Annotated in this window: 18 protein-coding genes; 13 read left to right on the forward strand and 5 right to left on the reverse strand. The window is 50.2% G+C overall.

Translation table 11 applies throughout. The features are described from left to right. Positions 1 to 43: 43 nt before the first annotated feature. Together KNO70_RS03030 and KNO70_RS03035 are read right to left on the reverse strand one after the other, a co-directional pair. Complete coding sequence (locus KNO70_RS03030; protein WP_214690617.1) at positions 44 to 1237, reverse strand: ABC transporter permease; 1194 nt, start codon at positions 1235 to 1237, stop codon at positions 44 to 46. Next, positions 1227 to 2117, reverse strand: coding sequence for an ABC transporter ATP-binding protein (locus KNO70_RS03035; RefSeq protein WP_012727001.1), 891 nt, complete (start codon positions 2115 to 2117; stop codon positions 1227 to 1229). Before KNO70_RS03035 ends, KNO70_RS03030 begins: the two co-directional genes overlap by 11 nt. A 117-nt stretch (positions 2118 to 2234) precedes the next feature. Between KNO70_RS03035 and KNO70_RS03040 the strand changes: the two genes are divergently transcribed. Then, positions 2235 to 3179 carry a VOC family protein gene (locus tag KNO70_RS03040; RefSeq protein ID WP_214687260.1) on the forward strand — a complete coding sequence of 315 codons (945 nt, stop codon included), beginning with the start codon at positions 2235 to 2237 and terminating at the stop codon, positions 3177 to 3179. Then, positions 3176 to 3775, forward strand: a complete 600-nt coding sequence (locus KNO70_RS03045) for an alpha/beta hydrolase (protein ID WP_214687258.1) — start codon at positions 3176 to 3178, stop codon at positions 3773 to 3775. Before KNO70_RS03040 ends, KNO70_RS03045 begins: the two co-directional genes overlap by 4 nt. A gap of 5 nt (positions 3776 to 3780) precedes the next feature. On the opposite strand, the gene KNO70_RS03050 is transcribed toward KNO70_RS03045, so the two are convergent. After that, entirely contained in the window at positions 3781 to 4269 is a 489-nt protein-coding gene (locus tag KNO70_RS03050) for a hypothetical protein (protein WP_214687256.1), read from the reverse strand. 326 nt (positions 4270 to 4595) lie between these two features. On the opposite strand from KNO70_RS03050, the gene KNO70_RS03055 reads away from it, so the two are divergent. The 5 genes from KNO70_RS03055 to KNO70_RS03075 all read left to right on the forward strand — a co-directional run bounded on the left by KNO70_RS03055 (position 4596) and on the right by KNO70_RS03075 (position 8728). Next, complete coding sequence (locus KNO70_RS03055) at positions 4596 to 5651, forward strand: acyltransferase family protein (protein ID WP_214730394.1); 1056 nt, start codon at positions 4596 to 4598, stop codon at positions 5649 to 5651. Between the two features lie 74 nt (positions 5652 to 5725). Beyond that, positions 5726 to 6061, forward strand: a complete 336-nt coding sequence (locus KNO70_RS03060; protein WP_012726997.1) for an Asp23/Gls24 family envelope stress response protein — start codon at positions 5726 to 5728, stop codon at positions 6059 to 6061. A 200-nt stretch (positions 6062 to 6261) separates the two neighbouring features. After that, on the forward strand, positions 6262 to 6927 hold the full coding sequence (gene pgmB / locus KNO70_RS03065; protein WP_214683804.1) for a beta-phosphoglucomutase: 666 nt from the start codon (positions 6262 to 6264) through the stop codon (positions 6925 to 6927). Between the two features lie 218 nt (positions 6928 to 7145). Beyond that, the gene (locus tag KNO70_RS03070; RefSeq protein ID WP_078147361.1) at positions 7146 to 7553 is read left to right on the forward strand and encodes a Rok-like winged helix domain-containing protein; all 408 of its coding nucleotides are present in this window, start codon (positions 7146 to 7148) and stop codon (positions 7551 to 7553) included. A gap of 122 nt (positions 7554 to 7675) precedes the next feature. Next, positions 7676 to 8728 carry a glycosyltransferase family 4 protein gene (locus KNO70_RS03075; protein WP_078147360.1) on the forward strand — a complete coding sequence of 351 codons (1053 nt, stop codon included), beginning with the start codon at positions 7676 to 7678 and terminating at the stop codon, positions 8726 to 8728. Positions 8729 to 8767: 39 nt separating this feature from the next. Here the strand turns inward: KNO70_RS03075 and KNO70_RS03080 are convergent, their stop codons facing one another. Both KNO70_RS03080 and KNO70_RS03085 read right to left on the reverse strand, forming a co-directional pair. Further along, a complete protein-coding gene (locus tag KNO70_RS03080) occupies positions 8768 to 9775 on the reverse strand; it encodes an LCP family protein (RefSeq protein WP_078147359.1) in 1008 nt (335 codons plus the stop codon). Positions 9776 to 9816: 41 nt separating this feature from the next. Continuing rightward, positions 9817 to 10458: a YigZ family protein gene (locus tag KNO70_RS03085; protein WP_012726992.1), complete on the reverse strand. Its 642-nt coding sequence runs from the start codon at positions 10456 to 10458 to the stop codon at positions 9817 to 9819. 178 nt (positions 10459 to 10636) lie between these two features. Here KNO70_RS03085 and KNO70_RS16295 point away from each other — a divergent pair, with 178 nt between their 5' ends. The 6 genes from KNO70_RS16295 to treC all read left to right on the forward strand — a co-directional run bounded on the left by KNO70_RS16295 (position 10637) and on the right by treC (position 17544). Next, a complete protein-coding gene (locus KNO70_RS16295) occupies positions 10637 to 11761 on the forward strand; it encodes a sensor histidine kinase (protein ID WP_205728295.1) in 1125 nt (374 codons plus the stop codon). Between the two features lie 22 nt (positions 11762 to 11783). Continuing rightward, positions 11784 to 12476 carry a response regulator transcription factor gene (locus KNO70_RS03095; protein WP_214687252.1) on the forward strand — a complete coding sequence of 231 codons (693 nt, stop codon included), beginning with the start codon at positions 11784 to 11786 and terminating at the stop codon, positions 12474 to 12476. Positions 12477 to 12571: 95 nt separating this feature from the next. Further along, positions 12572 to 13420 (forward strand): DegV family protein, encoded by an 849-nt coding sequence (locus KNO70_RS03100; protein WP_214730396.1) that lies wholly within the window; start codon positions 12572 to 12574, stop codon positions 13418 to 13420. A 45-nt stretch (positions 13421 to 13465) separates the two neighbouring features. Further along, positions 13466 to 14176, forward strand: a complete 711-nt coding sequence (gene treR, locus KNO70_RS03105) for a trehalose operon repressor (RefSeq protein WP_211782464.1) — start codon at positions 13466 to 13468, stop codon at positions 14174 to 14176. Between the two features lie 202 nt (positions 14177 to 14378). Next, complete coding sequence (gene treP, locus KNO70_RS03110; protein ID WP_047795045.1) at positions 14379 to 15827, forward strand: PTS system trehalose-specific EIIBC component; 1449 nt, start codon at positions 14379 to 14381, stop codon at positions 15825 to 15827. Positions 15828 to 15909: 82 nt separating this feature from the next. After that, positions 15910 to 17544 (forward strand): alpha,alpha-phosphotrehalase, encoded by a 1635-nt coding sequence (treC, locus tag KNO70_RS03115; protein WP_214730397.1) that lies wholly within the window; start codon positions 15910 to 15912, stop codon positions 17542 to 17544. Positions 17545 to 17611 lie beyond the last annotated feature (67 nt).

A 17611-nucleotide genomic window follows, 5' to 3' on the forward strand; every position in this document is an offset into this window, starting at 1 on the left:
TGCACATTCTTTAGAGTAAACGAAAACGAATTTGCTGTAAACGTTATTGACGGTTTTGTAATATTTGTCGCCATTGTTTAATAGCGTTCGTTCCATAGAACAAGACGCCGCCACGATAGAATTTCGAGCCAATCCACAGTGTGATACCAATCGTTCCGATGAGTAACCCAATCGAAAGCGCCACTTCCCATACGGCCACATCGACGAGCATGACGCGAAGGAACATGAGCATCGGAGCGAAGAACGGGACGAACGAGAGAATGGTCACGATGGTCGCATCCGGGTTGTTCAATCCAAACATCGCGACTAAGAACGCAGCGACGAGGAGCATGATGACCGGCATGACCATTTGTTGTGACTCTTCGACACGGCTGACAAGTGAACCGAGGACAGCGAAGAGTGAGGCGTACAACAAGTACCCGAGCAAGAAGAAGACGAGTAGATAGATGACAGCCCGTGCGTTGCCGGCGTTCTCGATGACCGTCGTCGCCAGTTCGCTACCACTCGCACTTACATAACCAAACCCAAGGAAGATTCCGATTTGGATGAGGGCGAGTGTCCCGATAGCGGTCACTTTCGCAAGCATATGGGTCACCGGATGAGTCGTGGAGATGATGAGCTCCATGACACGCGATGACTTCTCCGTCGTCACTTCTGTTGAAATCATCGATCCGTACGTGATGATCGAAATGTACAGGAGCATCAACATGACGTAAACGAGCGCCGAAGACGAGAGGAGCTCATCCGAGTTCTCTCCACCGCGTCCGAGATAGGACTCGTCGAGTTGGATCGGTTCGCTGAGGGCAGCGATGACGGTCGGGTCGACATCGGACGATTCAATCAATTCCGCATTGCGCAACTGTTGTAAGGATGTTTGCAAGAGGGTCGTGAACTCCTGCTCCGGGCGTTCGGAGATAACGCGAGCATCATAGCCGTCAACAAAAGCGACGACCCCATACTCTCCGTCGTTGATGCCGGTCCGTGCCTCTTCTTCCGTAATTTCGCTAGAGGCGACGTCTTCATAGCCGAGTGATTTCATCGTGTCGACGATTTCTTTGTTCTCAGACACGACGAGTGCGCTCGCTTGCTCGGAATCCTCAAACGTAGACATGATGCGGTCGATGTTCGTAAACCCGAAGATGAACAGGATGGTTAGCGCCGTCGAGATGAGGAATGCTTTTGAACGAATTCTCGATTTGAGTGTGAACGCATAGAGCGGTCCAAAGTTATGAAACATGCTGTCCGACCTCCTTGATGAAGATGTCATTGAGCGATACCGGTTGGCGCATGAACGTCTTCACGTTCGCCTGATGACGGACGAGTGCCGACAGGACGGCGTCACTGTCTTCGAAAGAATGTAAGCGTACTAGATGACCGGATTTGTAAGGCTCGATTGTCTCCACGACTGGGAGCGACTCGAGAATGTGAATCTGATCCGTTTCAATAAAGAGGGCAGGTTCTTCGTATCTCGACTTGATTGTCGGGACGTCACCGCTTACGACGGCACGGCCACCTTTCAAGATGCCGACGTGTTGGCACAATTCTTCGACATGTTCCATTCGATGACTCGAGAAGACGATGGTCGTCCCGGCGTCACGCAACGCGAGAACTTCACGCTTCAGGATTTCAACGTTAACCGGGTCGAGGCCGCTGAACGGTTCGTCTAAGATGACGAGTTCCGGGTTATGGAGCAGGGCGGCGACGAGCTGAATCTTCTGTTGATTCCCTTTTGATAGCTGCTCGACGCGCATCGTTTCATATTGAGGAATTTCAAGGCGTTCGAGCCATGACTTGACCGCGCGTTTGGCATCGCTCCCGCGCATGCCCTTTAGGCTTGCGAGAAAGACGAGCTGTTCACGCACTTGGGATTTGGGATACAGGCCACGTTCCTCGGGCAAATAGCCGACGATGCGATGGTCGACCGCTTTACCGTTCCACGTGATACTCCCATCGGTCGGCTTCAAAATGTCGAGGATCATCCGGAACGTCGTCGTCTTGCCAGCACCGTTTGCACCGAGCAAACCAAACATTTCCCCTTGTGGGACGCGGAACGTGAGGTCGTCGACAGCTTTGAAGTCACCAAACTCCTTGGTGACGCGTTCGATATGTAATGCCATATTCTATTCCCTCCTTAGAATGTCTCTTCTTCTATCGTACGCCACCTTGAGCAAAAAGTTTCACTTTTTCTGGTAAATGATTTATCTTGAAATCAAGATAATAAAAGGAGGATGACAATGAAAACGCAGTCTACGGGAATCCATCACATTTCGTCGATGGTACAAGACCCGCAACGTACGCTAGATTTTTATGGACAGGTACTCGGTCTCCGCTTCGTGAAACAGACCGTCAATTTTGATGACCCGGGCACGTATCATCTCTATTTTGGGGACGAAGTCGGAACACCAGGGACGGTGATCACGTTTTTCCCGATCCCGGGCTTAGGGAAAGGGCAGGTCGGGAGCGGACAGGTTGGCGTGACGACTTATCTCGTACCGGCAGGAAGTTTACCGTTCTGGGAAGAAAGACTACAACAGCACGGCATCGCGACCGTCGCCACTGAACGGTTCAGCGAGGCATCACTTTTATTTGAAGACCCGGACGGACTCGTCGTCGAACTCGTCGCCCGACCGAGCTCTAAACAGACACGCTGGGTCATCCCCGGTATCACAGAACATGAAGCAATTGTCGGATTCGCCGGAGCGACCTTGTTGTCGAAAGCACCGGACGAAACCGTGCGCTTGTTGACGGAACTGTTCGGCTTTGAACGGGTCGCAGAGGATGAAGAGTGGATCCGTTTGAAAGGGTCAGCAGATTACGGGAACGTCATCGATGTGAAGAAAACGATTTTACCGAACGGGGTCCCTGGGACGGGAACAGTTCATCACATCGCGTGGCGCATTTCTGACGGAGAATATTATCCGACCTGGCAAGATGCCATCTTTGACCTTGGGTTAAGACCGACCGAAGTGAAAGAACGAAACTACTTCCGCTCCGTCTATTTCCATGATGCCGGTCGCATCCTGCACGAACTCGCGACGGACGTACCTGGATTCACCGTGGACGAATCCGTTGACACGCTTGGTGAGACGTTGCGCTTACCGCCATGGCTCGAAGCGGACCGAGATAAAATCGTCCGCACACTACCAACAATCACGATCCCGAGAGGAGAACGCATATGATTCATCAATTCATTCAAGGTACCAAAGAGACGACACTCGTTTTATTACACGGAACTGGAGGGACCGAGCAGGATTTGATTCCGCTCGCGAAAGAACTGTCGACCGAGGCGAACATCTTGACGCTTCGAGGGGATGTCATTGAAAACGGGATGTCCCGTTTCTTCCGTCGCCACGCGGAAGGGGTGCTCGACCTTGAAGATTTAAAGAAACAGACAGAGCGCTTCCTTCAGTTTTTAGATGAAGCTGCGACAACGTATGGTATCGACCGAGACAAGATGATCCCGCTCGGCTATTCGAACGGGGCGAATTTGATCGGGTCGGCACTTTACCGTCATCCGGCGTTCACTGCTTCACTCCTATTCCACCCGATGGTACCGGACCGTTCATTGACGCTACCTGACTTGTCAGGAACGAACGTGTTCATCTCGGCTGGCGAACGCGACCCGATTTGCCCGAAAACAGAAACAGAAGAGCTGACGTCGACACTCCGAAACGTGGGAGCGGACGTCGAGCTCTTCTATCACTCGGGAGGACATGAACTTCGCATGGAAGAAGTCGAGGCAGCACGGACATGGATTGCCGCATACCTCGACTGATTCATTCAAGCCATTTTTTTCGGTTTGTTCGGACGAGAATAGACGACGAGGACCCCTCGGTCAATCAAATAGGCGGCGAATAAACGTTTCGCTTCCTCAGCACGCACAGTTCGGTCGATTTGGATATACAATCGGCCGAGCTTTTTTTGTGAGGTGCGCGTGAGCAACCAAATCGAGTCGAGCGTATACTGCCAACTTTGGAGCGTGTCGCCACCGATGTATAAGTAGCGGTTTTGGGTGCGCTCAAGTAAGTAGTTGAGCCACCAGACGTCACGAGCCAGCTTGGCGCAGACACCGAGCACGAACGTGAGACCGAGGAAAACCATGCTAGACAAGACAGGATGAATGGCAGAGAACCCGTTTCGGACGGACTCGAAGGCGACAAGGAGCAATCCGACGGAAAAGACGCTGACGAACCACCAGAATCCGAAGTTAGAGAATGAACGTTTTGGGTCGTGCACCATATGATGTCGATTCCGGATGATCGATGCCATTCTCTCCACCTCCTTTATTAGAATATTCTGAATATTAAGTAACACTACTATACTATACTGTACCCAATCCCGTCTATTTGAATACGTACACAACATGCTGAATCGTGAGGATTTTTTGACGTTTCGGCTTGCATTCTTCGAATTATGGGAATGATGACAGTGAAGACATGAAAATTTTGTTGAAACGTAATTTCACTTTGTGGAGGAATCGCTTATGATAGGTGAGGGAATTTTCCAAGACCTATATGGATTCTGTCTGTAAAGAGAACGTGAAAACATGAAGGTCAGCTTCATTGCAGTCATCATAGAGAACTAGAGGGAATGTTATGAGAAATTATTGGTATGACAATATTAAAGGAGTACTCGTCCTACTCGTCGTCTTCGGACACTTGTTGACCGATGTCCGCGGCGCTTATGACGACATTTTACCAAAGTGGGTGTATCTGTTCCTGTATACCTTCCACATGCCGTTATTCATCATGTTGAGCGGTTACTTTTATCGGGAGAACCGCTATTTGCGCGTGATCCAGCTATTCGTGGTCTATGTCATTTGGCAGGTCATCCTTGGGTCATGGTTCGCATTTACAGAAGGGATTCCGATTTTCTCACTTGAAAATCCGGGACTGAATTTGTTGAAGCCATACTGGGCGCTTTGGTATCTGATGGCCATCATTTTCTGGTACATCATCACCCCGTACGTGACACAACTGAAGGGGTACGTGTTGTATGCCCTATTATTCGCGCTCCTGTTCGGATTCCAAGCCGAGGCGACGGGGTATTTCGCGTTACGAAAAGTCATCATGTTCTATCCGTTCTTCTTGATTGGGAACTGGATGTCCGAGCGAAATACGCTCAACTTCTTTGAGCTACCGAAACGGGCCGAGCACCGGAACCGATACCGCATCGGTGGGGCGATTGTCTTCACCACGCTCACGCTGGGGCTCTTGGTCTCGATGCGCGTCCAGCAAGACGATACGTTCTATCATATCGGCAACTTGTTCAAATTCCGTTTCGCCTATGACACGGTCGTCCCAGAGGCGATGTGGAGTGGACCGTTCGCCTTTTTGATCGTCTATACGGTGTCGCTCCTCATGTCAATTAGTTTCGCGCTCATCATCCCAGGACGACAGCTCCCGATTTTTTCGCGTGCCGGGCAGTATAGTCTGTACGTCTATCTCGTCCACGTCTTCTTTGTTGTCGCCTGGAAGGCGTTTATACCGGCTGGGTTCATGCCGACATCTTGGATGCAACTGCTCGTCTTGTTCGGTGTCGCCTTTGTGATGGTCCTCGTGATTATCAGTCCACCGATGGTCCGTCTCTTGCGTCCGCTCGTCGAGATTGACGTGAAGCGAGTCCAAAATACGAAGGGTGTAAAAGGGTAAAGTCTTTTCTAAACGCTTCATTTCCGCTACACTTTATTAAGAAGAAACGAAACTAGAGTTAAGGAAGTGACCCTATGCCATACGAAAATGGAATGCACAGCACAGAAGGCGACGTGAACGTATCACGTCACGTCGTTGAAATGATCGCCGCGGTCGCGGTCAAAGAAACGAAACACGTCTCGTTCACGCAAGAAGATACGAAATTGTCAGAGCGTGCGCTCATGAAACATGTGAAAGTCGATGAGTCGGACGAAGGCATCACCATCAACCTATCACTTTACATCGCGTACGGACAGTCGATTATCAAAACGGTGACGGCCGTCCAAGAGCGCATCACGCAAGATATGGACACGATGCTTGCGATGACACCACGTTCTGTGAACGTGAAAGTGGTCGGGATTCAGCTGTAATAAGGAAGGGGAGAGCACAGGCTCTTCTCTTTTTTTGATTTTTGCGAAAACGGTTGCATCAAGATAACGTTTTCATTTATAATAGAAATCGAACAAGTGCAACCGTTTGCATCATTGACCAAACGTGCGACGGGTACTTGTCAAGTTCCCTAAATGTAGTCTGACGACACAAGCATTTGAAGGAAAGGCGGAAAGCATGTATGTCAACGATTGAAGCAGTGATTTTCGATTTGGACGGTGTCATCACTGACACGGCAGAGTACCATTACCTCGCTTGGAAGCAGCTCGGTGAAGAGCTCGGAATTCCATTTGACCGCGAATTCAACGAAACGCTCAAAGGCGTGAGTCGGACTGAGTCGCTTGAGCGGATCCTTACGCTCGGCGGTAAACAGAACGATTTCACACCGGAAGAGAAAGAAGAACTCGCACAAAAGAAAAACGAGCACTACGTTGAACTCATTCAACATATCTCATCCGACGATCTTCTTCCTGGTATCGTTTCATTCCTCGATGAAATCAGAGAGGCGGGACTCAAAATCGGAATGGCTTCTGCTTCAAAGAACGCATTTGCGGTCGTTGACGCACTTGGTGTCCGACATTACTTCGACCATATTGTCGATGCAGCAACTGTCGCCCAATCAAAACCACACCCCGAAGTGTTTTTGAAGGCCGCTTCTGCCCTTGGCGTGAAACCCGAACTCGCCATCGGCGTTGAAGACGCGGCTGCCGGCGTAACTGCAATCAAAGCGGCAAATATGTTTGCTGTCGCCGTCGGAGAAGAATCGATGCTTGGTCATGCAGACCTCATCGTCGCTTCTACTGACGAACTTTCACTTGAACGCATCCTCGAACGCGTTCACGTGTAAATGGCTACAATCATCTTCCGTGAGACGACGACTGCCCCGAACAGTCGTCGTCTTTTTTTGAGTCAAAAGTCCTAAATAGACAGAATTGCCCAAAAAGAGATGACAAACACATTACAAATCCGTTACACTTTTATAGAAGATATAGAGGGATTATTAGGAATTGCTGATTTAAATTAGGGAATTCCAAATTATAATTGGATGTAGAAGGGGATTTGTGTATGGAATCTACGAATGTCAATGACCACATTTATCGAGAATTAATGGAAATTGAAGAGTCGTATCGTCAATTGCAACGACGTGCCGAGTATTTGATTGCGGAATTGAGTCGAGATAGAGAAGAGAAGGACCCAATGACTGATGCGTCAAAACGCCTACGTCCACGACGTGTGAACCAGCGTTATCCGCTCGAGGTGTACGTTCATCAAGTGACGGATCTATTGAAGGAGCGTCAGACGATGAGTGTACGTGATATTCAAATGGAACTTGAACTTCGTTACCGTCATCACATCAGCAACATTTACCAATTGATGGTGAAGATTGAAGGGGTCAACCCGGAAATCAAAAAAATCGGTCGCGGCTTGTATACATACGAACCGACAGAAGAAGTGGCATCGACACTTTCATAATCCAGAGCTGATGGGGAATGCCTCATCGGCTTTTGTTGTAAACGGACTGATATCTACTCATGAATTCAAAATATGATATAATTCGCCAGAGTCTATTTTTTTGAGAGAGGAACTGTCGGCCCATGCTATGGATTGCCATGTTGGTCAGTTTTGTGATGGCCATCTTGATTACACCGCTCGTTCGTCGATTCGCATTTTTCATCGGTGCAGTCGATCATCCGAACGCACGAAAAGTACATTTACGGACGATGCCACGAATCGGGGGTCTCGCGATTTTTATCGCATTCTTCATCGGCTACGCCTTGCTGCTTCCGACGAGTCGTTATAACGATGCCATCTTGATCGGGGCTGTCGTGATTCTCCTTACCGGACTGATCGATGACCGGTTCCAATTATCGGCCCGCGTCAAGCTGATGGGGCAGATGATTGCGACGGTCGTCGTCTTGAACTCGGGGATGCGAATCGAACTCATCAATCTTCCGTTCGACCAGCAACTCTACCTTGGGTCATGGAGCATCCCGATCACCGTCCTCTGGCTGATTGGGATCACGAACGCCATCAATTTGATTGACGGTCTCGATGGTCTCGCCGCGGGTGTGTCGAGCATCGCCCTCGGGACGATTGCTGTCTTGGCCATCATTCAGGGAAACGTCTATTTGACGATGATGGCGCTCTTGCTCCTTGCGAGCACGCTCGGGTTTCTCGTCCATAATTTCTACCCGGCGAAAATCTTTATGGGCGATACGGGGGCACTGTTCCTCGGATATATGCTCGCTGTCTTCTCGCTCATCGGATTTAAGAACGTGACGTTGTTCTCGCTCGTTGTCCCGGTCCTCTTGCTCGGGTTACCGATCTCGGATACGATCTTCGCCATCGTGCGTCGACTCGTCCAGGGACGACCGCCGATGTCGCCGGATAAATCGCATATGCATCACCAGTTGATCGATATGGGCTTCACGACACGGCAGGCGGTCCTACTCATGTACGGGATGACCTTATTCTTTGGCATCTCATCCATCTTGTTCGCCAAGACGACGATGCTCGGTGCGGTCATCACGTTCATCGTCGTGTTAATTGTCATCGAATTGATCGTGGAATCGACTGAACTGATTCATCCGAACTATAAACCGATCATCCGTACGTCCCGACGATTGCTCGGACGACCTAGAGCGTAAAAAAGTAACCGGTATCGCGTGACGATACCGGTTACTTTTTTAGTATGTGGTCGTTTCGGTCATCGAATCGTCCGTTTCGTCTGTCGATGGTTCATCCGCTGTCACAGGCATGCCGAGTTCCGTTTGCAGAAGCGCCTGAGCATCGCGAAGGTCAACAGGGTCGAGTTCGTAATAATACACACCGTTTAACGTCAAATCGTTCCCTTCGAGCGTTTCTCGGTTAAACGACTTCAACGATTTTGCGTACGGTTGAAGCTGAGAAGCCTCTGACAACGACATGTTTGTTCGAATGTTCTCGCCGACGGCATTCATGATCCGGTTCAGCTTCGTAAACGAGTTGATGGTCGTCGCCTCGTTGATGATGGCCTCGATGACTTGCTGTTGTCGACCGGCTCGACCGATGTCGCCGGCAGGGTCTTGCTTCCGCATCCGCGCATAGGCAAGTGCTTCTTTTCCGTTCAAGACTTGAACGCCAGGCTCTAGCTCGACATTTCCGGTCGCTTTTCCGGAGATGGGGATGAGGACATCGATCTCGACGCCACCGACCGCATCGACCAAATCTTCGATTCCATCAAAGTTGATGGTCGCATAGTAATCGATTGGGATGTCGAGCAGGTTCTCGACGGTCGCGATGGTCGTGTCAATGCCTCCGTAAGCGTAAGCATGGTTGATCTTGTCTTTGAACGGATCCTCATCGTCGATGATGATGTCGACATATGAGTCGCGTGGGATGCTGACGAGCGTCACTTGCCGCGATTCCTTGTTGAACGTGGCGACCATGAGCGAATCGGTCCGTCCTTCCTCGAGCGAGGCGCCGCCATCGACTCCTGCTAACAGGACGGAAAAGTGATCTTTCGTCAAGTCGATGGTCTCGTCGCGACGTTCTGACTTGTCGCCACGTTCCAACGCCTTGTTCGCGTTTTCGGCGGTTTCATTCGCTTTGAAGACAAAATAGCCGAAAGCGGAACCACCGATCAGCAATACGACACCCAACACGATGAGGACAATTTTCCAAGGTGATTTTTTCTTGCGTGGGGGTGTTTCCATGTTGTTTCCTCATTTCAGTCGTTTCTTTTAGTATAGGCGTTTCAGCGTTTGAAATCACGTTCGATGATGCGGATTGTATGAGTTTGAAGCTGACCTTGACCGTTCGTCATGTCTGTTAGCCAAGCGAGTGCCTCCTCTGTCTCTTCCACGGGGACCGACACATGAAACGTGACGAGGTCGGCGTAGATGATGTCATCGAGCAGGTAGCTAGACTGTCTCAACTCATTTTCGACTTTCCCAATCCAAGTATAGTCGACGGTGAGTGTCAATTGTTGCATCGGTAGACGTTCGACGATTCCGATCGCATCGAGTCCTTCGCTCACAGTTCCACCGTAAGCACGTATGAGTCCGCCGCCACCGAGCTTGATTCCACCGAAATAACGTGTCACGACGACGACTGTATCTTTCAAGTGGCGTTTGCGTAACACCTCGAGCATCGGCATGCCGGCCGTACCGCTCGGCTCACCGTCGTCATTCGCTTTCTGGTGCTCGTTTCGTTCCCCGATGATGTAGGCGGAACAGTTATGGTTTGCGTTCCAATGCTCTTTCTTGATGGCTTGGATGAACGTCTGCGCCTCTTCCTCGGTTTCGACACGTTTGAAATGAGCAATAAATTTTGATTTTTGGATAACGACTTCGTATGTTCCACTTTGTTTTATAGTATAATTTGACTCAATAGACATTTCTGAAAATTCTCCTTTCTATTTTTGAATATTTTTTTAGAATTCAAGTAGGCACATACGCTACTTCTAGCGAATGGAATTATAAAAAATCTCTTATGTCCGCTGTAAACCTGTTTAGGGTGGGACGATATATAAGAATAGATGAGGATTAACTACCGAACTATTAGGGGATGGCATCGTGAATCATATTACCGATCGGACTGCTTTAGAACATATCATAACAAATATGATTGAAACGGTGACGGAAAGTAAAGAGGAGATTGTCCGTATAACCGAAAGTTCTGCAACTGAATATTCAGTAATTCAAAATGAGTTAAAAGAATTGACGGATAAAATCGAGTTCTACATCGAGGAATCCGATCGACTCGACCGAATCGTGAAAGCTTCAAAGGCCAAGCTCGTTCAAGTCAGTAAAAAGTTTCATATACATAGTGAACAAGAAATTCGTGAAGCCTACGAACGGGCGAATCAAATGCAACTCGAGCGTTTTCTTGTTCAAAAAGAAGAGATGGCGGCACAGCAACGCCGGAATGACTTAGAGCGTCGTCTGCTCATTTTAGAGGATACGATCGAACGTGCCGAAAAGTTGATCGGTCGTGTGAGTGTCGTCTTGAACTTCTTACGGGATGACCTACAGCAAGAGTATTCGGACATGATGAAGAAGCAAGAGATGGCCATCGGCGTATTCGAAGCGGCCGAGCGCGAACGGCGCCATCTCGCCCGCGAGATGCACGATGGACCAGCGCAATCGCTTGCTCATATTTTGATACGGGCCGACCTGATTGAAAAGACGTTTGACAAACGAGGAAAAGACGAGGCGTTTGCCGAATTACATGAATTGAAAAAGTTGATTCGTGGGGCGCTCGTCGACGTCCGTCGTTTAATCTATGATTTACGTCCGATGTCGCTTGACGATTTGGGCTTTTTGCCGACGCTCGAACGCTATCTCCATCAAACGGAGGAGTATACGGCGATCAAGACACGTCTCAACTATCGGGGGTCGCGTGCGCGATTACCGGAGAAACTGGAGATTAACGTGTTCCGTCTCGTTCAAGAATCGGTCCAAAATGCGATCAAACATGCAAAAACTGCCGAAATCATCGTCAATGTCGAGCAGGCGAGTGATGTGATTCACATTCACGTCCGCGACTACGGTGTCGGGTTTGAGTCGAGCACGATTGGCGAAGGGTCGTTCGGGATTGTTGGAATGCGCGAACGAATTGAATTGGTGAACGGAAGCATCACCATCGACTCGGAAGTCGGCAAAGGGACGGTCGTCCGGATGTCGATTCCGATTCCGTGAGAGAACAAGGGGGAAGACATACATGGAAACGACACAGACACGCATTGCGATCGTGGATGATCACGAACTGTTCCGCGAGGGATTGAAGCGGATTTTTGATTTGGAGGATGAATTTAAAGTTGTCGCCGAAGGGCGTACGGGACGCGAAGCCATTCGCATCGCTGGCGAGCAAAAACCGGAAATTCTAATTATGGATATCAACATGCCGGACATGAACGGAATCGAGGCGACGAAGCAACTGTCACTTCTTTCACCAGAGACACGTGTCCTCATTCTGTCAATCCATGATGACGAGTCGTATATCACACATGCGCTTGAAGCGGGGGCATCAGGGTTCTTATTAAAAGAAGTCGCATCGACAGAATTGATCTCGGCAGTCCGTGCCGTCGCAAAAGATGGGGCGTACCTTCATCCGAAAGTGACGACGAACGTACTGAAGGAGTACCGTCGCCTCTTGCAATTCAAAGGGGAACAAGCGGGACGTGGCGTCGAGAGCCGTACGGATGACCCGGTCTATCAATTGTTGTCGCGCCGTGAAGTCGAGGTGTTACACCTTCTCGCAGACGGGCGCTCGAACCGAGACATCAGTGACATGCTCTTTATCAGTGAGAAGACGGTCAAAAATCACGTCTCCTCCGTGCTTCGTAAAATGGACGTGAACGACCGGACACAAGCCGTCGTGGATGCGATTCGCCGGGGTTGGGTCGAGATTTGAGCGTCACCGATGCTTTACCTCGTTTTTGTGTTACAATATGGAATGGAATCCTAACATAATTGGAAAAATGAAACGACGTAAAGTGAGGATATAGTATGGGAAACATTGCGATTTTAACCGACAGTACCGCCTATCTGTCGGATGATTTTTTGGCGCGACATGACGTCCATGTCGCACCACTCAGTGTCATCTTCGATGGCGTGTCGTACCGCGAGTCGATCGACATGTCGACCGAGGCGTTTTATGAGCGTATCGAGGCGGGTAACCTACCGACGACGTCGCAACCGGTCATCGGTGAGACGGTGGAATTGATTGAGAGCTTGCCGGACGATGTGACGGACGTGATTGCGATCACGCTCTCGAGTGGAATCAGCGGAACGTACCAATCGATGGTCTCGCTAAATGACATGGTCGATGTGACGGTTCATGCGTTTGACTCCGAGATTTCGTGTATGCCGCAAGCGTTCATGGTCGAAGAGGCCCTTCACCTACGTGACAATGGGGCGACACCAGAAGAAATCATCGCCCGACTTGAAACGGTCCGTGATTCGATTCGTGCGTACTTCGTCGTCGATGACCTCGACCATTTGCAACGCGGTGGACGGTTGAGCGCGGCGCAAGCGCTCGTCGGATCGTTCTTGCAAATCAAGCCGGTCCTTCATTTCCAGGATAAATTGATCGTCCCGTTCGAGAAGATTCGGACATACAAGAAGGCTGTACGCCGAATCGAAGAGATGATGGACGAATCGATTGCCGGGGATGGTGAAGGCTACTGCATCGGCGTCATTCACGCCAACTGCCCGGAGCGTCAGGCGGAAGAGATCGCTTCGATGAAACAGAAGTTCCCGAAAGCACACATCTCGGGAAGCCATTTCGGTCCCGTCATCGGAACACATCTCGGACCTGGTGCAATCGGCATCACGTGGTATCGTCGCGAATGGTAAGAGAGACGACCGTCTATGGTCGTCTTTTTCAATGGAGGAGGGAATGTGATGGCGAAATATCGCCAAATCTTTGAGCGTCTGGCAGAAGAGATGCGAAATGGAACAAGACCCGCTGACTCAAAGCTTCCGTCTGAGACCGAGTTGATGCATCAGTTCGAGGCCAGCCGGGGAACCGTCCGAAAAGCGCTCGATCTGTTACAGGAAAACGGGTATGTCCGGAAGCATCATGGAAAAGGCGTGTTCGTATTGAAACGAGACCAGATCGAGTTTCAATTCAACGGCATCGTCAGTTTCTCAGAAGTGTACGCGAGCATGCTCGGTCGTTCTATTCAGACCCACGTCGCTTCGTTTGAAGAGATGGAGGCCCCGACTTGGCTCGCCGAACGGATGAATTTGGCGGCGGGGACGCACGTGTTTCGCATCGAACGGGTTCGGAACTTTGACGGGGAGAACGTCATCTTAGATATCAACTATTTCGTCAAAGACCTCGTCCCTGGATTAACAGAAGAGATTGCGGCTCGTTCGATTTATGGATATATCGAAGGAGAGCTCGGCCTACAGATCAGCTATGCCAAACGAAAGATTGCGGCAGAAGACGTGACCGAACTCGACCGGAAGCGGCTCGACTTGCATGACTATGAATACGTCATCGTCATCACGAACGATACGTTCTTATATGAAGGACAACAATTTGAATATACGGAGTCGCGTCACCGCTTGGACAAGTTCCAGTTTAGCGACGTCGCCCGTAGGTAAACCTCTTTCGTACAGGAAGGGGTTTTTTGTTTGTCCTAAGTCAAAATAGGGGAATTTTAACAGTAAATCACAACGCAAAACTTTCATGTTCAACTCATATATATAAGTTGTTGACTTAACTTATATAGATAAGTTATACTTTGTTTGTACTCATAAGTAACCGTTTTCATTTACAGTTTTCAAACAAAGGAGGACATTCAACATGAAGGCAGATTATCGTCAAATTGCCGCAGAGATTTTAGACGCGATCGGCGGCAAAGACAACGTGGACAAAGCCGCACACTGTGTGACACGTCTTCGTCTCTCCCTCAAAGACCAGTCAAAAGTCGATGAGGCACGTGTGAAAGAAGTCGATCTCGTCAAAGGGGCGTTCGAGAACTCGGGCGTGTATCAAATCGTCATCGGAGCCGGTGATGTCGACCGCGTCTATGCCGAGTTCATCAAACTCGCGGGACTTGAGGCGGCAACGGTCGCCGAGGTCAAATCCGCAGGCGGCAAAAAAATGAATCCGCTTCAAAAACTCGTCAAAGTCTTCTCTGACGTCTTTATGCCAATCATTCCAGCCATCATCGTGGCCGGTCTCCTCATGGGGATCAACAACTTACTCGCTTCTGAAGGTCTCTTCATCGACGGAAAGACACTCATCGAGGCGTATCCGAACTTACAAGGACTTTGGGACCTCATCAACATGATGGCGAACACGTCATTCGTCTTCTTACCGGCACTCGTCGGTTGGTCGGCGACGAAACGTTTCGGTGGGAGCGAAGTGCTCGGGATCGTCATGGGTCTCTTGCTCGTTCACCCGGATCTCTTGAACGCTTGGGGCTACGGGACAGCAGCACTTGAAGGAGAAGTACCGACATTCGATATCCTCGGACTCTTCGAAATTGAGAAAGTCGGATATCAAGGTCAAATCTTGCCGGTTCTCGCTGCGGCTTATATTTTGAGCCAAATCGAGATGTTCTTGAAAAAACGTGTACCGAACGCCATCCAACTCTTGGTCGTTCCGATCACAACCATCGTCGTCACTGGATTCCTTGCACTCGCAATCGTTGGACCGGTCACTCGTGGAATCGGGAACGTGATTGCGACAGGACTCGTCAACACGTTTGAAGCCGTACCGGTCGTCGGGGCACTCCTCTTCGGCTTGTTCTACGCGCCGCTCGTCGTCACCGGGATGCACCACTTGTTCATCGCCATCGACCTTCAGTTGATCGCCGATACAGGCGGTACGTTCATCTGGCCGATGATCGCACTCTCAAACATTGCTCAAGGTTCGGCTGCACTCGCGATGTTCTTCGTCTACAAGCACAACGCGAAACAAAAGAGCATGGCGTCGACTTCAGCCATTTCAGCTTATTTCGGAATCACAGAGCCAGCCATGTTCGGGGTCAACTTACCAAATAAATTCCCGTTCTATTCAGCGATGATCGGGTCGGCAATCGCTGCCATCTTCATCACATTGAACGATGTGCAAGCAATCGCCATCGGTGTCGGAGGACTCCCTGGATTCCTCTCCATCTTCACAGATAAAATCCTTCTCTTCATCGTCGGCATGGTCATCGCGATCATCGTACCGTTCGCGCTCACATTCATCTTGTCGAAGCGTTACATGAAGAAAGGTGAACTTGAAGAAAACAAAGTCGCATAAGCAATGACTCGGGAGGGAGGGACGGCAGTTCTTCCCTCTTTCTTATTGAAATGAAAACTCTTACAAAAAGGAGATGTCGTTGATGACACAGAAAAATTGGCGCAAATCAGTCGTCTATCAAATTTACCCGAAAAGTTTTTACAGTCCGGAAGGGAACGCGACCGGATCGATCAAAGGGGTGACGGCGAAGCTAGATTACTTGGCAGAACTCGGCATCGAATATATTTGGATGACACCTGTCTATCAGTCACCTCAACACGACAACGGCTATGACGTGAGTGATTACTATGCCATCGACCCGTCTTACGGCACGATGGAAGATCTCGATGAATTGATCCGTGAGGCAGAGGCGCGGGGCATCGGCCTCATGATGGATATCGTCGTCAACCACTCGTCGACCGAGCACGAATGGTTCCAAAAATCATTGGCGGGAGACGAGCGGTACCGTGACTACTACATCTGGCGCGACGAACCGACGAACTGGGAATCGAAGTTCGGCGGAAACGCATGGGAATATGATGAGAAGAGCGGGCAATATTATCTCCACTTGTTCGACGTGACCCAGGCCGACTTGAACTGGGAGAATGAACAGATGCGCGAGGACGTCTACGAGATGATGCGGTTCTGGCGTAAGAAAGGAATCAAAGGATTCCGTCTCGACGTCATCAACCTCATCTCGAAAGAACAGGACTTCCCGGAAGACGAGTCGGACGGTCGCAAGTTCTACACGGACGGTCCACGCATCCACGAATATTTAAAAGAGATGAACCGGGAAGTATTTGACGGGCACGACGTCATCACGGTCGGGGAGATGTCTTCGACGACGCTCGACCACTGCGTCCGCTATTCAAACCCGGACGAGAACGAGCTCAGCATGACGTTCAGCTTCCACCACTTGAAAGTCGACTATCCGAACGGGGAGAAGTTCGTCGCTGCACCGTTCGATTTCATTCAATTGAAAGACATCATGTCGACGTGGCAACAAGGGATGCACGGGAAGGGATGGAACGCCATCTTCTGGTGCAACCATGACCAACCGCGCGTGGTCAGCCGTTTCGGGAACGACATGAACCATCGCGTCGAGAGCGCGAAGATGCTCGCGACCGTGCTCCACGGCCTTCAAGGGACACCGTATATCTATCAAGGGGAAGAAATCGGGATGACGAATCCTGGCTTCGACTCGCTCGACGAATATCGGGATATCGAGACGCTCAACATCTACAAGTTGAAGCGGGAAGAGGGCGTGTCGCACGAAGACATGATGGCCGCCATCAAACAGAAGTCACGCGACAACTCGCGGACGCCGATGCAGTGGGATGCGACGACGCATGCCGGCTTCACGAGCGGCACGCCGTGGATCAACGTGGCACCGAACTATGAGGACGTGAACGTCGAGACGGCGCTCCGTGACCCGAACTCGGTGTTCTACCACTACAAACATTTGATTGCATTACGAAAAGAACTTGACGTTTTGACGGACGGAGACTACACGCTTCTTACTCCTGATTCGCTAGACGTTTGGGCATATACACGGAAGACGGACCGAGAGGAGCTACTCGTCGTCGCCAACTTCTATGGAATTGAAACGACGTACACGATTCCGGAAGGGTTCGAGCGGGTGAACGTCGTCAGCCACAACTATGACGTGCCTGAGCTCGACGGGACGACGCTGTCCCTTCGTCCGTACGAGGCGCTCATGTTCTACAAACAGAAATAACAGGTGGGACCCGACGCTTTCGTCGGGTCCTATTTGTGTAGTCGACCTATGTTGTTTTAGATAAGTC

Origin of the sequence: Exiguobacterium sp. s181, from assembly GCF_018617125.1 — a bacterium.
GTDB classification, from domain to species: domain Bacteria; phylum Bacillota; class Bacilli; order Exiguobacteriales; family Exiguobacteriaceae; genus Exiguobacterium; species Exiguobacterium profundum.

Coding starts and splice junctions, on each gene's coding strand:
- KNO70_RS03045 (WP_214687258.1), top strand. CDS start 3,176: ATGATTCATCAATTCATTCAAGGTACCAAAGAGACGACACTCGTTTTA.
- KNO70_RS03075 (WP_078147360.1), top strand. CDS start 7,676: ATGCTATGGATTGCCATGTTGGTCAGTTTTGTGATGGCCATCTTGATT.
- KNO70_RS03035 (WP_012727001.1), bottom strand. CDS start 2,117: ATGGCATTACATATCGAACGCGTCACCAAGGAGTTTGGTGACTTCAAA.
- KNO70_RS03040 (WP_214687260.1), top strand. CDS start 2,235: ATGAAAACGCAGTCTACGGGAATCCATCACATTTCGTCGATGGTACAA.
- KNO70_RS03080 (WP_078147359.1), bottom strand. CDS start 9,775: ATGGAAACACCCCCACGCAAGAAAAAATCACCTTGGAAAATTGTCCTC.
- KNO70_RS03085 (WP_012726992.1), bottom strand. CDS start 10,458: ATGTCTATTGAGTCAAATTATACTATAAAACAAAGTGGAACATACGAA.
- pgmB (WP_214683804.1), top strand. CDS start 6,262: ATGTCAACGATTGAAGCAGTGATTTTCGATTTGGACGGTGTCATCACT.
- treP (WP_047795045.1), top strand. CDS start 14,379: ATGAAGGCAGATTATCGTCAAATTGCCGCAGAGATTTTAGACGCGATC.
- KNO70_RS03030 (WP_214690617.1), bottom strand. CDS start 1,237: ATGTTTCATAACTTTGGACCGCTCTATGCGTTCACACTCAAATCGAGA.
- KNO70_RS03070 (WP_078147361.1), top strand. CDS start 7,146: ATGGAATCTACGAATGTCAATGACCACATTTATCGAGAATTAATGGAA.
- KNO70_RS03050 (WP_214687256.1), bottom strand. CDS start 4,269: ATGGCATCGATCATCCGGAATCGACATCATATGGTGCACGACCCAAAA.
- KNO70_RS03055 (WP_214730394.1), top strand. CDS start 4,596: ATGAGAAATTATTGGTATGACAATATTAAAGGAGTACTCGTCCTACTC.
- KNO70_RS03095 (WP_214687252.1), top strand. CDS start 11,784: ATGGAAACGACACAGACACGCATTGCGATCGTGGATGATCACGAACTG.
- KNO70_RS03060 (WP_012726997.1), top strand. CDS start 5,726: ATGCCATACGAAAATGGAATGCACAGCACAGAAGGCGACGTGAACGTA.
- KNO70_RS03100 (WP_214730396.1), top strand. CDS start 12,572: ATGGGAAACATTGCGATTTTAACCGACAGTACCGCCTATCTGTCGGAT.
- treC (WP_214730397.1), top strand. CDS start 15,910: ATGACACAGAAAAATTGGCGCAAATCAGTCGTCTATCAAATTTACCCG.